General features: G+C 38.1%; 16 protein-coding genes and 1 other RNA gene. 10 read left to right on the top strand and 7 right to left on the bottom strand.

Annotation, left to right across the window (positions count from 1 at the left end):
• Window positions 1-11: 11 nt before the first annotated feature.
• The 4 genes from LGQ90_RS04375 to rny all read left to right on the top strand — a co-directional run bounded on the left by LGQ90_RS04375 (window position 12) and on the right by rny (window position 2,391).
• A complete protein-coding gene (locus LGQ90_RS04375; protein ID WP_229338477.1) occupies window positions 12-302 on the top strand; it encodes a hypothetical protein in 291 nt (96 codons plus the stop codon).
• A gap of 9 nt (window positions 303-311) precedes the next feature.
• Window positions 312-605, top strand: a complete 294-nt coding sequence (locus tag LGQ90_RS04370; RefSeq protein ID WP_229338475.1) for a cell division protein ZapA — start codon at window positions 312-314, stop codon at window positions 603-605.
• A 50-nt stretch (window positions 606-655) separates the two neighbouring features.
• Window positions 656-773: non-coding RNA, 6S RNA (gene ssrS / locus LGQ90_RS04365), on the top strand.
• Between the two features lie 55 nt (window positions 774-828).
• Window positions 829-2,391 (top strand): ribonuclease Y, encoded by a 1,563-nt coding sequence (rny, locus tag LGQ90_RS04360; RefSeq protein ID WP_229338473.1) that lies wholly within the window; start codon window positions 829-831, stop codon window positions 2,389-2,391.
• Window positions 2,392-2,541: 150 nt separating this feature from the next.
• On the opposite strand, the gene LGQ90_RS04355 is transcribed toward rny, so the two are convergent.
• Entirely contained in the window at window positions 2,542-3,489 is a 948-nt protein-coding gene (locus LGQ90_RS04355) for an aldo/keto reductase (protein WP_229338471.1), read from the bottom strand.
• Window positions 3,490-3,566: 77 nt separating this feature from the next.
• Complete coding sequence (gene xerD, locus LGQ90_RS04350; RefSeq protein ID WP_229338469.1) at window positions 3,567-4,463, bottom strand: site-specific tyrosine recombinase XerD; 897 nt, start codon at window positions 4,461-4,463, stop codon at window positions 3,567-3,569.
• Between the two features lie 110 nt (window positions 4,464-4,573).
• On the opposite strand from xerD, the gene LGQ90_RS04345 reads away from it, so the two are divergent.
• The 4 genes from LGQ90_RS04345 (at window position 4,574) to LGQ90_RS04330 (ending at window position 7,040) form a co-directional block, all read left to right on the top strand.
• Entirely contained in the window at window positions 4,574-5,179 is a 606-nt protein-coding gene (locus LGQ90_RS04345) for a porin family protein (RefSeq protein WP_229338467.1), read from the top strand.
• Window positions 5,180-5,310: 131 nt separating this feature from the next.
• Entirely contained in the window at window positions 5,311-5,838 is a 528-nt protein-coding gene (locus LGQ90_RS04340) for a hypothetical protein (protein WP_229338466.1), read from the top strand.
• 55 nt (window positions 5,839-5,893) lie between these two features.
• Entirely contained in the window at window positions 5,894-6,322 is a 429-nt protein-coding gene (gene aroQ / locus LGQ90_RS04335; RefSeq protein ID WP_229338463.1) for a type II 3-dehydroquinate dehydratase, read from the top strand.
• Window positions 6,315-7,040, top strand: a complete 726-nt coding sequence (locus LGQ90_RS04330) for a Dph6-related ATP pyrophosphatase (RefSeq protein ID WP_229338461.1) — start codon at window positions 6,315-6,317, stop codon at window positions 7,038-7,040. The genes aroQ and LGQ90_RS04330 overlap by 8 nt, the downstream gene beginning before the upstream one ends.
• A gap of 189 nt (window positions 7,041-7,229) precedes the next feature.
• On the opposite strand, the gene lpdA is transcribed toward LGQ90_RS04330, so the two are convergent.
• The 5 genes from lpdA to LGQ90_RS04305 form a co-directional block, all read right to left on the bottom strand.
• On the bottom strand, window positions 7,230-8,621 hold the full coding sequence (gene lpdA / locus LGQ90_RS04325; RefSeq protein ID WP_229338459.1) for a dihydrolipoyl dehydrogenase: 1,392 nt from the start codon (window positions 8,619-8,621) through the stop codon (window positions 7,230-7,232).
• A gap of 139 nt (window positions 8,622-8,760) precedes the next feature.
• Window positions 8,761-9,291, bottom strand: coding sequence for a hypothetical protein (locus LGQ90_RS04320; protein ID WP_229338457.1), 531 nt, complete (start codon window positions 9,289-9,291; stop codon window positions 8,761-8,763).
• 16 nt (window positions 9,292-9,307) lie between these two features.
• The gene (gene msrB / locus LGQ90_RS04315) at window positions 9,308-9,700 is read right to left on the bottom strand and encodes a peptide-methionine (R)-S-oxide reductase MsrB (RefSeq protein WP_229338455.1); all 393 of its coding nucleotides are present in this window, start codon (window positions 9,698-9,700) and stop codon (window positions 9,308-9,310) included.
• Between the two features lie 27 nt (window positions 9,701-9,727).
• The gene (gene msrB, locus LGQ90_RS04310; RefSeq protein WP_229338453.1) at window positions 9,728-10,219 is read right to left on the bottom strand and encodes a peptide-methionine (R)-S-oxide reductase MsrB; all 492 of its coding nucleotides are present in this window, start codon (window positions 10,217-10,219) and stop codon (window positions 9,728-9,730) included.
• Window positions 10,220-10,238: 19 nt separating this feature from the next.
• Window positions 10,239-11,117 (bottom strand): alpha/beta fold hydrolase, encoded by an 879-nt coding sequence (locus LGQ90_RS04305; RefSeq protein WP_229338451.1) that lies wholly within the window; start codon window positions 11,115-11,117, stop codon window positions 10,239-10,241.
• 188 nt (window positions 11,118-11,305) lie between these two features.
• Here LGQ90_RS04305 and LGQ90_RS04300 point away from each other — a divergent pair, with 188 nt between their 5' ends.
• Together LGQ90_RS04300 and LGQ90_RS04295 are read left to right on the top strand one after the other, a co-directional pair.
• Window positions 11,306-12,127 (top strand): M48 family metallopeptidase, encoded by an 822-nt coding sequence (locus tag LGQ90_RS04300; RefSeq protein WP_229338449.1) that lies wholly within the window; start codon window positions 11,306-11,308, stop codon window positions 12,125-12,127.
• 61 nt (window positions 12,128-12,188) lie between these two features.
• Window positions 12,189-13,514 carry an MFS transporter gene (locus LGQ90_RS04295; RefSeq protein WP_229338447.1) on the top strand — a complete coding sequence of 442 codons (1,326 nt, stop codon included), beginning with the start codon at window positions 12,189-12,191 and terminating at the stop codon, window positions 13,512-13,514.
• The last annotated feature ends 38 nt before the right edge of the window (window positions 13,515-13,552 follow it).

Genomic DNA, 13,552 nt, shown 5'->3' with positions numbered 1-13,552 from the left:
TTTTAGCGCTTATGAGTGAAATTACAGAAATAGTTGATAACCTTGAGAATAGAATCAGCAAGCTACTTCATAGATACGATGTTATGAAGCAGGCCAACGAATCTCTTCAGGAAGAATTGACCTCTGTAAAAGCTGAATATGAAAAACTGGAAGTAAATTTACAAACTTCTCAGGAACAGGTTCAGACTTTAAAAGCTGCGAATGCGATGCTTGGCAGTACCGACCATAAAAGAGAAACGAAGCTTAAAATAAACAGTTTGATCAGAGAGATAGATCAATGTATAGTTCAGTTATCTGAATAATTTGACGTGATGGAAGATAAACTGAAGATCAAAATATCGATTGCAGACCGCGTATATCCGCTAACCATTCTGCCTAGTCAGGAAGAAGGTTTGCGTAAGGCGGCAAAAAAGATCGAGGCGATGATCAAACAATTTGAGCAAAGCTATGCGGTAAGGGATAAACAGGATGTTCTGGCAATGTGTGCATTGCAGTTCGCTGCCCAAACCGAGCAAAAGAATATTGATAATTCGAGCGAAATGATTGTAGCAGAAGAGAAGTTAAGGTCACTTAACGACTTGCTGCAACAGCATTTAACCTCTTAAGTTCTTTAAATAAAATAAGGTTACTGCCTGTATTAGTGCTTTTTTGATAAACTCAACACGATTCTTTTAAAAAGGATGAGTCTAAGTTGTAAAAGCGGGCCGTGTCCCTTTTTGGGAGAGCGGATTCTTGATCAACTTGTTAATCCTAAACTTGATTTAAAGGAGTTTATAACAAAACCTGACTAATACAGGCTTTTTTTATATATATACTAAACAATAACTAATGGAAATACTAACTATAATTATTGCCGCAGTGGTTGGTCTGGCACTGGGTTTTGCAATCGCAAAGATGCTCGAAAAAAAGCAGGCTTCCAATACCATCGCAAGTGCTAAGAAAGAAGCAAATAGCATAATCAAAGAAGCTAAGGCGGAAGGTGAAAGTATCAAGAAGGATAAAATTCTTCAGGCTAAAGAGAAATTCATTGAGCTAAAGTCAGAACATGAGAAAGTGATCCTTTCCCGGGACAAGAAGATCAATGATGCTGAAAAGAGAATAAAAGATAAAGAGTCTCATGTTTCTAATGAGCTCGGAAAGAATAAAAAACTTAATAAGGATCTAGAGGAGAAGGTTGCAGATTACAACCATAGGTTAGATTTCCTTGACAAGAAACAGGAAGAGATCGATAAACTTCACAATAGTAAGGTGCAGCAACTGGAAGTGATTTCAGGTCTATCTGCTGAAGATGCTAAAGCACAGCTTATAGAATCTCTGAAAGATACGGCCAAGGCAGATGCCATGTCTATTATTCAGGATACAGTTGAAGAAGCTAAACTTACTGCACAGCAGGAAGCTAGAAAGATCATCATTAATACCATCCAGAGAATTGGAACAGAGGAAGCCATCGAGAATTGCGTTTCTGTATTCAACCTTGAAAGTGATGATGTTAAGGGTAGGATTATTGGTCGTGAAGGTAGAAACATTCGAGCGCTGGAAGCAGCCACAGGAGTTGAGATCATCGTAGATGATACTCCGGAGGCGATCATTTTAAGCTGTTTTGATTCCGTTAGAAGAGAGGTAGCAAGATTATCCCTGCATAAACTGGTAACTGATGGTCGTATTCACCCTGCCCGAATCGAGGAGGTAGTGAAAAAGACCCGCAAACAAATAGAAGAAGAAATTATCGATATCGGTAAGAGAACGGTGATCGATCTTGGAATTCATGGTTTGCAACCAGAATTGATCAAAATGGTAGGTAGAATGAAATATCGTTCTTCTTACGGTCAGAATTTATTGCAACACTCCAGGGAAGTTGCTAAACTTTGTGGGGTGATGGCTGCTGAATTAGGATTGAATCCTAAACTTGCCAAGCGTGCCGGCTTACTCCACGATATTGGTAAAGTACCAGAAACCGAAACAGAAGTGCCTCACGCAATTTTGGGTATGCAATGGGCTGAAAAACACGGTGAGAAGCCGGAAGTTTGTAATGCCATTGGAGCTCACCATGATGAGATAGAGATGAATTCATTATTGTCTCCAATCGTCCAGGTTTGTGATGCGATTAGCGGAGCCAGGCCGGGAGCAAGAAGACAGGTGCTGGATTCTTATATTCAGAGATTGAAAGATCTCGAAGATATTGCCTTTGGTTTTGGAGGGGTTAAGAAAGCTTACGCGATCCAGGCAGGTAGAGAATTAAGAGTAATCGTAGAAAGCGAGAAGGTTTCAGATGAAAAAGCTGCTAACCTTTCTTTTGAGATCTCTCAGAAAATACAAACAGATATGACCTATCCAGGTCAGGTGAAGATCACGGTTATTCGTGAAACCAGGGCGGTTAATGTTGCCAAATAGATTTTAGTTGTTAGTTATATATAGTTAAAAAAGGCCGTTCAATTTGAACGGCCTTTTTGTGTAATGTCTTTTCGACCAAAGGGAGAAATCTAATATTTACAGATTTCTCACCTCGCTTTGCTCAGTTCGAAATGACAAGAAAGTTATTTATTAATCATCATAAATATTCTCATACGAATTTCCTTCCAGCTCAAAGAATTTACCATTCACATATCTAAAGTGATAATCAAGATCAGCAATTTCTTTCATGTCATCTTCATCAAGTTGATATCCGGCACTCATTAGATTCTGTTTGATCCTTTCTTCATTCGTAGATTTCGGGATCACTGCCGTACCTCTTTGTTCGCTCCATTTAATAAGAATCTGTCCCGCTGAAGCGCCATGCTTTTTAGCGATCTTTACGATGACCGGATTTTCCAATAAAGATTTTTCATCTGCAGCTTTCATTTCATCTGGTCGATCACCACTTCCTAAAGGGGAATAAGCCGTTACGTTTATTCCATTTTTGCTACAGAATTCTAAAAGTTTATTTTGTTGTAAGTAGGGGTGAAGCTCTACCTGATTCATTTCAGGAATATAATCTGTATCTTTCATTAAAGATTCCAGGGTTGGAATACTAAAGTTTGAGACCCCTATATGTTTAACCAATCCCTGTTCTTTGGCTTTCACCATTTCATTCCAGGTTTCAATTAAAGGAACTTCTTCGAGTGAAAGAAAATCTTCAGCTTTTTCAGGGAATCCTACATCCGGTTTAAAGGCCACCGGCCAGTGCATTAGATATAGGTCAAGGTAATCCAGTTGCAGATCTTTTAAGGTTTGCTTTAGCGCAGGAATAACATCTTCCTTTTTATGCGCATTGTTCCATAATTTAGAAGTTACCCAAATATCCTCTCTTTTTACGTCTCCCTTTTTAAAAACTTCAGAAAATGCCTCACCTACTTCGGCTTCATTGCCATAGGTTGCGGCACAGTCGATGTGTTTATATCCGTTATTTAGGGCGATCTTTACCGCTTCAGTAACTTTTCCTTTTTCAGACTTCCAGGTTCCGAGACCTATGGCATCCATAGTATCTCCGTTCTTAAATTTCAATTTCTTCATAATTCAATTTTCTATGAAGTTAAGAATTATGCATCGGTGTGGAAAAGAATGAGATTGGTTTAGCAGAATTTTAATACCTATTTCCTGGGATGAAAGTCTTCCATGACCTGTCTAAGATGCGATCTGTCTACATGAACATAAACTTCGGTTGTAGTGATGCTTTCATGGCCTAACATCTGCTGAATTGCTCTAAGATCGGCTCCATTTTCCAGCAGGTGCGTCGCAAAGGAATGTCTAAAAGTGTGCGGACTAATTTTTTTCCTGATACCAGCAGCTTCAGTTAGTCTTTTAACGATGGTGAAGATCATAGCCCGGGTAAGCCTGTTTCCTCTGCGGTTTAGAAATAGGGTATCTGTAGCTTCCGGTTTGATATCCTGATGATTTCTTACCTCGTCTTTATAGATATTGATGAATTTTATCGTGTATTCTGAAATTGGAACAAAACGCTGTTTGTCTCCTTTTCCGGTAACTTTTATAAAACCTTCCTGAAAGAATAGATCTGATATTCTAAGATCAATTAATTCTGAAACTCTTAATCCGCAACCATACAGTGTTTCAATAATTGCCCTGTTTCGTTCCCCTTCAAACTTGCTAAGGTCTACAGCTGCGATGATCTTATCTACTTCTGCAATAGAAATGGTATCGGGTAATTTCCTGCCGATCTTTGGGGATTCCATAAGATCCAGAGGATTGTCCTTTCGGTAATCTTCAAATATGAGAAAACCGAAAAAACTTCTTAAACCTGAAATTAGCCTGGACTGGGACCTCGCATTCAAACTTTTTGAAGCACTGTATATGAATTCCTGAATGCTCTTATCTGAAATTTTAGTAGGACTTACTTCAATTTTATTAACGTCAAGATATTTCATCAATTTAATCACATCCAAGCTGTAATTCTCAATGGAATTTGCTGAAAGTCCGCGTTCCAGCTTTAGATAGTGACGATAATCCTGTAGCGCATTCTGCCATTTCATGTGTTAAAGATAATAATATAGACATAGCAGTCTTAATAATACTTTAGGTTTGACTAACGTTTTTTTAACAAGTTGTGTCCTACTTTTGACCCAAACAAAAACGGAAAATGATGAAAAAGACATTTTTATTAGTAGCAATTGCGATCATAGGATTCGGTGCATCTTCTAATGCACAGGAATACTGGAACTTTGGAGTAAAAGGTGGTGTGAATTTCACCAATATGACCTCCAGCGGATTTGAGGAAAATAATAGCAGAACCGGTTTTCACCTTGGAGTTCTTGCTGAAATACCGGTAAGCGAACGATTTTCGGTTCAGCCAGAGGTTTTATACTCTACACAGGGAACAGAAGCAAGAAGAGTTTTTCGCGGAGAGCGAATTGAAGGTGAATATCAACTGGATTATGTACAGGTACCGGTAATCGCTAAATTTTACGTTATCGACGGTTTAGCTCTAGAAGCTGGTCCTTCTTTTAATTTTCTTGTAGAAGAAGAATACGATTTTGAAAGTAATAATCTGGACCTTGAAACAGATTCTGAATTGGCCAGTACTTTTGAATTTGGTGGTGCCGTGGGTGCTTCTTACAAATTCAATAATGGTTTCTTTTTGAATGGTAGATATGTATTAGGATTTACCGACGCATTCGATAGTGATAATTTTGATGATGACGCGATCAAAAATAATGGAATTCAACTGGGAGTAGGATTTCAGTTCTAGATTTTTAGAACACACCTATGAATAAGAAAGCGAAGATTAAATCTTCGCTTTTTTTATGCCTACACGTTAATATATTTTTAAAGGAGACCGGTTAAAGTTTTTTATTTAATAATTTGTTTAAAAATAACCGTATGGCTTTCAGATTGACCGTTCTTCTTGTAATGATATTTTCTTTTTCCGCTCTTTCTCAGGAAACTGAAAATAATAGCCTTTTAAGGCAGGATCATAAATATTTAAAAAATGATGCTTCCACTATTCAGCTAAATAAAGAAATTAAACGTTTTAATACCGGTTTATATAACGGACTATACAGTCTTGAAAATTTTACTCCTGGCCTATTTCTTCGTCCTGAATATCTCCATTTAAATACACCAACTTTGAAATTGAATGAATTTGGGTATACCTTTAAATATTATTTAGGAGATTCCAACATTTATATGCTGGGAGGAATGCAAACAATTATTACAACAGATATAGAATCCAGGAGAACTTATGATTTTGGACTCAACGGAGGTTTGGGGTATGACGTAACCAAAAAAATGCAAGTAGAAGCACGATCTTTTTATAGTTTGTATAATACTTCGCCCGATGAGGATTTTGAGCCAGTTCAGTTAATACCGCTTCAGCCCCTAAGTTTAGGTTTCAAAACCAAATTTTAAATTTTCAGTCCGTTATATTATCTGACGAATATTCACAATTTGCTACATTTACAGTATGAAGCTACTTATACTTAACGGACCAAACCTTAATTTGCTCGGAACTCGAGAACCTGAAAAATACGGAAAAAAGAGTTTTGAAGATTATTTCTCAGAACTGCAATTCAAATTCAGAAATATCGAACTTTCTTTTGATCAGACTAATATTGAGGGAGAATTGATCGATAAGATCCAGGCAGCAAATAAAGATTTTGATGGTATTATTCTGAATGCTGCAGCCTATACTCATACTTCCGTTGGAATAGGGGATGCCGTAGCGGCTATAGATATTCCGGTAATTGAAGTTCATATTTCCAATACATTTTCCAGAGAGGAGTTTCGTCATAAGTCTTATATATCGCCTATCGCGAAAGGAATTATCGTTGGATTTGGATTGCAAAGTTATGATCTGGCTATCCAGAGCTTTTTAAATGATAAGAATGACTAAAGCATATCTAAACTGGAGTAGTGGGAAAGACGCGGCGCTTTCTCTTTATTATGCGAATCAACAAACTAATTATAAGGTCGAAAAGCTTCTAACCACCTTAAATACAGATGTAGACAGAGTGACCATGCATGGCGTTAGAAAAGAGCTTCTTCTCCAGCAAGCTGAAAAAATTGGTCTGTCGCTTATGATCTCAGAGCTAAGTTCCGATACTAGTATGGAAGATTATAATTCCAAAATGAAAGCGGCGACAGATTCTCTAAAAAAAGAAGGTTTTACCCATAGTGTCTTTGGAGATATTTTTCTGGAAGACCTCAAAGAGTATCGGGAAGGGCAATTGAATTCGGTTGGTCTTAAGGCTATTTTTCCTTTATGGAAAAGGAATACGAAAGAACTTATATCAGAATTTATTGATCTGGGCTTTAAAGCGATTATCGTCTGCACCAATTCAAAATATTTAGAAGATTCTTTCTGTGGAAGAATCATAGATCATGATTTTCTAAAGGAACTACCAGATAACGTTGATCCCTGTGGTGAAAATGGGGAATTTCATACGTTTGTTTTTGACGGACCTATCTTTAATTCGCCTGTTGAATTTGAAATAGGAGAGAAGGTTAGAAGATCTTATAAGCCTTCGGGAAAAGAGGATGATAATTGTTTTCAGGATGATTCAAGAGCCTGGGATACGGAATTCTGTTTTTGTGATCTTATTCCTAAATAATAACGCATATTTCGACCCCGTCATTTCGAAGGAGGGAACCGACTGAGAAATCTGATAATAGTTCTATACTTTATTTAAAAACAACATTCAGATTCAAGCCTAAAAGAGATTTCTCCCTTTGGTCGAAATGACAAATAAAAAAACCGCATTCTTCTGAATGCGGTTTTTTTATATTACTACGTCTAACGTCTATAGGTGTATCACTTCGTCATAAGCAGCTGCAACAGCTTCCATCACGGCTTCACTCATGGTAGGGTGAGGGTGAACAGCCTTTAGCACTTCATGACCTGTGGTTTCAAGTTTTCTTCCTAAGACAGCCTCAGCGATCATATCTGTAACTCCGGCACCAATCATATGGCAACCTAACCATTCTCCGTATTTGGCGTCGAAGATCACTTTTACGAATCCGTCAGACTTTCCTGCGGCTTTCGCTTTACCTGAAGCAGAGAAAGGAAATTTACCAACTTTAAGCTCGTAACCGGCTTCTTTGGCCTGCTTTTCAGTCATACCAACTGAAGCGATCTCTGGAGTAGCATACGTACAACCTGGGATATTTCCATAATCCAGTGGCTGAACATCCATTCCCTTGATCTTCTCAACACAAAGAATACCTTCAGCAGAGGCTACGTGAGCCAGAGCAGGACCATGTACCACATCACCGATAGCGTAAACTCCGGAAACATTGGTCTGATAGAAATCGTTTACCACGATCTTATCTTTATCTGTCTTGATCCCAAGATCTTCCAGACCTATATTTTCAATATTAGTTTTTATACCTACGGCAGAAAGTACCACATCAGCTTCCAGTTTTTCTTCACCTTTTTTGGTCTTCACGGTAGCGATAACTTTTCCACCCTTCTTTTCCACGCTTTCTACGGAAGAATTGGTCATTACCTTGATTCCGGCCTTTTTGATACTTCTTTCAAATTGTTTTGAAACCTCTTCATCTTCTAATGGCACCACATTCGGAAGGAATTCCACCACGGTTACCTCAGTTCCCATTGCATTGTAAAAATGCGCGAACTCCACGCCAATAGCTCCTGAACCAACCACTATCATAGATTTTGGTTGCTTTTCCAGGGTCATTGCTTCACGGTAACCAATTACAGTTTTACCATCCTGTTTAAGGTTTGGTAATTCTCTTGATCTTGCACCGGTAGCAATAATGATATTATCAGCCTGGTATTCTGTCTTCTTATCTTTTTTATCGGTAACTTCTACCTTCTTGCCAGATTTTAATTTTCCGAATCCTTCCAGAACATCGATTTTGTTCTTCTTCATCAGGAATTGAACACCTTTGCTCATTCCGTTAGCCACATCACGGCTTCTTTTGACTACGGCCCCGAAATCCTTATCGGCTTTTTCGAGTTTTAAACCATAATCTTCCGCATGTTTCAGATAATCAAAAACCTCGGCACTCTTTAAAAGGGCTTTAGTGGGAATACATCCCCAGTTAAGACATACACCTCCAAGGCTTTCTTTTTCAACAATTGCGGTCTTAAAACCTAATTGAGAAGCGCGTATCGCAGTTACATAACCGCCCGGGCCACTACCTAAAACTATAATATCGTATTTACTCATATTCGGAATATTTTGAATCTGTTATAGAGTTTGCGAATTTAAGGAATTAAACCCTAAACTGAAAGTTACAGTTCCAGGATAAAAGCATAAAAAAAGCCTGTATTGAGTATACAGGCTTTAATAAATTCAAGACTTGAATTTATTTATATGTTTTAGCTTTGATATTAGATTCCTTAATATTTACTGATGTTTTCAAATTTTCATAGCTACTTACGTCAATAGTTGCATCTGCAGCATAATCTACCGGAAGCACAACTACCTTAAAAACCTGGTCTTGCGTGTAGCGTGCGCCAAGTGTCGCCAGATCTATATTGCCCTGTAAAAAGATGTTTACATCAAAATCTGTATGATTGTAAGTATACTGGAATTGACCATCATCAAAATAAATAGTTTGAGGAATTAAACTCCAGATGTCATTACCGTCATCATCAACATCTTCCAGCCAGTATACTAAAATACTGTCTGTAGGAAGTACTTCAATACCTGCAGGAATTTCAGCGAATACTGAATATTCAGGACCATTAAAATTAACACCGGTGACTTCAAAAGCCTGTCCTACTATGTTAATTCCATCTTCTCCAGGAGGACCTTGTGGCCCTCTGTCACCATCGGAAGAACATGAAGCGAAAAATAAACTTGCTAATACTATAAATGATAAAAATTTTCTCATGATAAATTGGTTTTAATTATTTTTTAAATTCAATACTAGCCGAGTTTACACAGTAACGCTGGCCGGTATCTGTAGGGCCATCATCAAAAACATGGCCAAGATGGCTTCCACAGTTGGAACAAAGTATTTCTGTGCGCAGCATTCCAAAGGTTCTGTCCTGAATATATTCTACTTTTCCTTCAATAGCTTCATCAAAACTTGGCCATCCACAGCCACTTTCAAATTTGGAATCACTTTCAAAAAGTTTTTCGCCACAGGCCGCACATTTGTATTCACCCTTGTCGAAATGTAAATTGTATTTTCCCGAATTTGGAGCTTCAGTGCCTTTCTCTCTAAGCACCCGGTACTGTTCAGGTGAAAGTTCCCTTTTCCACTCTTCTTCGGTCTTTTCTATCTTATATTTTTTCATAATGCTTTATAATTTTATAACCAGCAATTATTTTTCTTCAGGAAGAAAATTCATTGCTACACCATTGATACAGTGTCTTTTTCCGGTGGTTTCTCTAGGACCGTCGTTAAATACATGACCCAGGTGTCCTCCACATTTAGCGCAATGCACTTCATCTCTCTGGTAACCTAATTTTGAATCACTTCCATAAGCTACGCCGCCTTCGATAGCACGGTCAAAACTTGGCCAACCAGTTCCGCTCATAAATTTATGTTCGGTCTTATAAAGTTCATTTCCGCAAGCAGCGCACACAAATGTTCCCGGTTCTTTTATATTATTAAGTTCACTGGAAAACGGCCTCTCGGTAGCTGCATTTCTAAGGACATCAAATTCTTCCGCGCTGAGTTCTTTTTTCCACTCTGCTTCCGTCTTGTTTACTTCATAATTTTCTGAAGAATCCTTATTGGATTTTTTTTGAGCATTTCCGTTGCAACTCATCAGAAAAGCTGAGAGCAGGCTAAATAGGAGTATCTTTTTCATAGTAATCTTTTCCCTAAAATTACAAAGATTGTGCCGCTATAAAAGTTGTTGTTTTGTTAATTACTTCTGGATTTCCTAAAATTCGGCGGTGCCCCTGACCGCTAGTGATCATTAATTCGCTGTTTTCCAGGGCTTCGTGTATTTCGTAAGCTGAATTAACTTTAACGTCCACATCTTTTTCGTCATGTATCACCAGGGTGGGAATCCTTACATTTTCCGCAGATCTGGCGCCAGATAAGGTATCCATGTCTTCGTTGAATCGTTCATCAAGATACTTTTTCATTTTTGCAGCGACTTTATGATTCATTTTCATATTTTCGGCAAAGTGCTGGGTGATCTCCGTAATATTATTTGCGGTACCAATGATCACCAGCTTTTTGGTTTTTAGTCCGTTGCTAATTGCCTTCAAAGCAGACATGCCGCCAAGGGAATGACCTACCAGGGCTTCAAAAGGACCATATTCTTCATCAAGAAAATGAACGGCTTTAATAAAGAAAGGCATCATACTCATTTTTCCCTGGGCTTTACCGTGAGCGGGAGCGTCAAAACTAATCACCATATAACCTTTATCATTTAAGGCCTGGGCAATTCGTGCCAGTTGGGTTCCTCTGCCACTCCACCCATGCACCAAAAGTATTTTTTTCCTGCCTTGACCATATTCATAGGTAACGATCTCTCGATTCATGCTAGGCACCATTACGTTTTTCTGAACTGAATTTGAATCCATTTCTTTTTCTCTATGCGGTAATTTGTATTTAAAGGGAGTAAGAAAAAGTTTGGCTGCAAATCTACTTGCCAGAAATGGCGATATTTTAGTTAAAAGTTTTGATATTACTAGTATATATGAAGGCACTAACAGTCTTTGAACAGGTGTATTATCTTTAGTTTTTTTAGGCATATTTAAGAAATCCTCATTTTATTATAATTTTTCTAACACTAGTCCCCATTGGCCGTGGAGACCTTGTATATACTGCAAATATCAACAATGGTATTATTTTTGAAAGTCTAGTTAGTGTTAAATCATACTTAAACCATCAATAGCGGTAACCCAGCTTTTGTACTTTTAGGTATCTAAAACCAAAAATCATGAAGTTAAGAAGTGCCTTTGTATGTTTAAGTGTTTTAATGCTCATGGTAGCATGTAAGACAAATCCTTTTACCGGCGAAAAGAATCTGAATTTTGTTTCTAACGATCAACTATTCCCGGCTTCTTTTGAACAATATAATCAGTTTCTTAATGAAGCGGAAGTAGTGCGTGGAACTGAAGATTCCAGAATGGTTAAAAAGCTAGGAGAAGATATCGTAGTTGCTGCAGAACGTTATTTGAATGCAAACGGATACCAGGGTTTTATGAACGACTTCAAATGGGAGTTCAACCTTGTAAAAGATGATCAGGCGAACGCATTTGCTATGCCAGGTGGGAAAGTTGTGGTTTATACGGGAATTCTTGATGAAGCCAAAAACACCAATGGACTTGCAACAATAATGGCTCACGAGATCGCCCACGCGCTTGCAGACCATGGTGCGCAACGAATGAGTGCCGCACAATTACAGCAATTAGGCGCTGTAGCCGGATCAGTTGCTGTGAGCGGAAGAAGTCAGCAAACCCAGCAAATATTTGCTCAGGCATATGGTTTGGGTTCAACAGTAGGAGTGATGCTCCCATTTAGTAGAAGTCATGAATCTGAAGCTGATAGAGTAGGATTAACTATGATGGCTATTGCCGGATACGATCCGCGTGAAGCTCCTGAGTTATGGAAAAGAATGCAGGCTAACAGCAGGGGCCAGGCTCCACCGGAATTTTTGAGTACTCACCCTTCAACCCAAACAAGAATTAATAATCTTACCAAATGGGCACCGGAAGCTATTGCGGAAGCAAAAAAATACGGGACTACCAGTTTTAAATAAGATAGCTTAAAAATAAATTTGAAAAGCCACCAAATTCGGTGGCTTTTTCTATTTTTAGAGCATGAACCAACTACCAAAAGGAAGTAAAAAGCTTATTAATGCATGGGCTTTTTATGATTGGGCTAATTCAGTTTATAGCCTGGTAATATCTTCTGCGATCTTTCCCATATTTTATGGAGCTCTTACAATTGTTAAAGATGCTGACGGAAATAAAATAAACGATACTGTTACTTTTTTAGGAATTGATTTTAATAATGATACGCTTATAAGTTACGTCACCGCAGGGGCTTTTTTAGTAGTGAGCCTCTTAAGTCCATTCTTATCTGGAATTGCAGATTATATTGGGAATAAGAAGAATTTTCTGAAATTTTTCTGCTATCTGGGTGCGTCTTCATGTATAGGGTTGTTCTGGTTTAATCTGGAATATTTATGGTTTGGCTTACTTTGTTATTTCCTGGCACTCATAGGATTTTGGTCCAGTTTGGTATTCTATAATTCTTATTTACCAGATATTGCTTATTCAAATCAGCAGGATAAAGCCAGTGCAAAAGGTTTCTCCCTTGGTTACGTGGGAAGTGTAATTCTTTTGATAGTATGTTTGGTGATGATCCTAAAATATGACTGGTTTGGTTTTGAAAATGAAGGCCTTCCTACCCGCCTGTCTTTTGTACTTACCGGGATCTGGTGGATAGGTTTTAGCCAGTATACTTATTATTATTTACCTAAAGGAAATAAAAAAGCGAAGCTTACCAATGATGTACTTTTTAATGGTTTTAAGGAACTAAGAGGAATTTGGAATTCTATTAAAAAGAACAAAATTTTAAAACGATATCTACTCGCCTTCTTTGTTTACAGTATGGCTGTACAGACCATTATGTTGATTGCTACCTATTTCGGAATTGAAGAACTGGAGTGGGGTGATCAGGATCCCACCACGGGTCTTATAGTGAGCATTTTGTTGATTCAGCTGGTTGCAGTTGCAGGAGCGACGCTAACTTCAAGACTGGCAATAAAATATGGGGATGTGAAGATTTTAATTTTTATTAACCTAATCTGGATCGCGATCTGCGGTTATGCTTATTTTATTACTTCTCCGGTTCAATTCTATTTCGCAGCTGCCTCAGTAGGATTGGTCATGGGAGGAATACAATCACTTTCACGTTCTACCTATTCAAAAATGTTACCCGAGAATGCTGTAGATACAGCAAGCTATTTCAGTTTCTATGATGTTTCCGAAAAGATCGGGATCGTTATAGGGATGTCTCTATATGGATTCGTAGCCCAGAAAACTGGCAGTGTAAGAAACGCCATACTTTTTCTGGTAATCTTCTTTATTGCAGGAGTAATATTATTAATGCGTGTGCCTAAACGAACAATTCAGGAATAAAAAAAAACCTGCACAATGGCAGGTTTTAAAATACATTT

This window comes from Christiangramia sediminis (genome assembly GCF_020552705.1).
Classification (GTDB): domain Bacteria; phylum Bacteroidota; class Bacteroidia; order Flavobacteriales; family Flavobacteriaceae; genus Christiangramia; species Christiangramia sediminis.
Note: the sequence above shows the minus strand (reverse complement) of the source record. Positions and strands in the feature narration are given on the sequence as shown.

What these genes read in the sequence shown, in the direction of transcription:
- LGQ90_RS04375 (WP_229338477.1), top strand. Translation starts at nt 12, where the DNA reads ATGAGTGAAATTACAGAAATAGTTGATAACCTTGAGAATAGAATCAGC.
- LGQ90_RS04370 (WP_229338475.1), top strand. Translation starts at nt 312, where the DNA reads ATGGAAGATAAACTGAAGATCAAAATATCGATTGCAGACCGCGTATAT.
- rny (WP_229338473.1), top strand. Translation starts at nt 829, where the DNA reads ATGGAAATACTAACTATAATTATTGCCGCAGTGGTTGGTCTGGCACTG.
- LGQ90_RS04355 (WP_229338471.1), bottom strand. Translation starts at nt 3,489, where the DNA reads ATGAAGAAATTGAAATTTAAGAACGGAGATACTATGGATGCCATAGGT.
- xerD (WP_229338469.1), bottom strand. Translation starts at nt 4,463, where the DNA reads ATGAAATGGCAGAATGCGCTACAGGATTATCGTCACTATCTAAAGCTG.
- LGQ90_RS04345 (WP_229338467.1), top strand. Translation starts at nt 4,574, where the DNA reads ATGAAAAAGACATTTTTATTAGTAGCAATTGCGATCATAGGATTCGGT.
- LGQ90_RS04340 (WP_229338466.1), top strand. Translation starts at nt 5,311, where the DNA reads ATGGCTTTCAGATTGACCGTTCTTCTTGTAATGATATTTTCTTTTTCC.
- aroQ (WP_229338463.1), top strand. Translation starts at nt 5,894, where the DNA reads ATGAAGCTACTTATACTTAACGGACCAAACCTTAATTTGCTCGGAACT.
- LGQ90_RS04330 (WP_229338461.1), top strand. Translation starts at nt 6,315, where the DNA reads ATGACTAAAGCATATCTAAACTGGAGTAGTGGGAAAGACGCGGCGCTT.
- lpdA (WP_229338459.1), bottom strand. Translation starts at nt 8,621, where the DNA reads ATGAGTAAATACGATATTATAGTTTTAGGTAGTGGCCCGGGCGGTTAT.
- LGQ90_RS04320 (WP_229338457.1), bottom strand. Translation starts at nt 9,291, where the DNA reads ATGAGAAAATTTTTATCATTTATAGTATTAGCAAGTTTATTTTTCGCT.
- msrB (WP_229338455.1), bottom strand. Translation starts at nt 9,700, where the DNA reads ATGAAAAAATATAAGATAGAAAAGACCGAAGAAGAGTGGAAAAGGGAA.
- msrB (WP_229338453.1), bottom strand. Translation starts at nt 10,219, where the DNA reads ATGAAAAAGATACTCCTATTTAGCCTGCTCTCAGCTTTTCTGATGAGT.
- LGQ90_RS04305 (WP_229338451.1), bottom strand. Translation starts at nt 11,117, where the DNA reads ATGCCTAAAAAAACTAAAGATAATACACCTGTTCAAAGACTGTTAGTG.
- LGQ90_RS04300 (WP_229338449.1), top strand. Translation starts at nt 11,306, where the DNA reads ATGAAGTTAAGAAGTGCCTTTGTATGTTTAAGTGTTTTAATGCTCATG.
- LGQ90_RS04295 (WP_229338447.1), top strand. Translation starts at nt 12,189, where the DNA reads ATGAACCAACTACCAAAAGGAAGTAAAAAGCTTATTAATGCATGGGCT.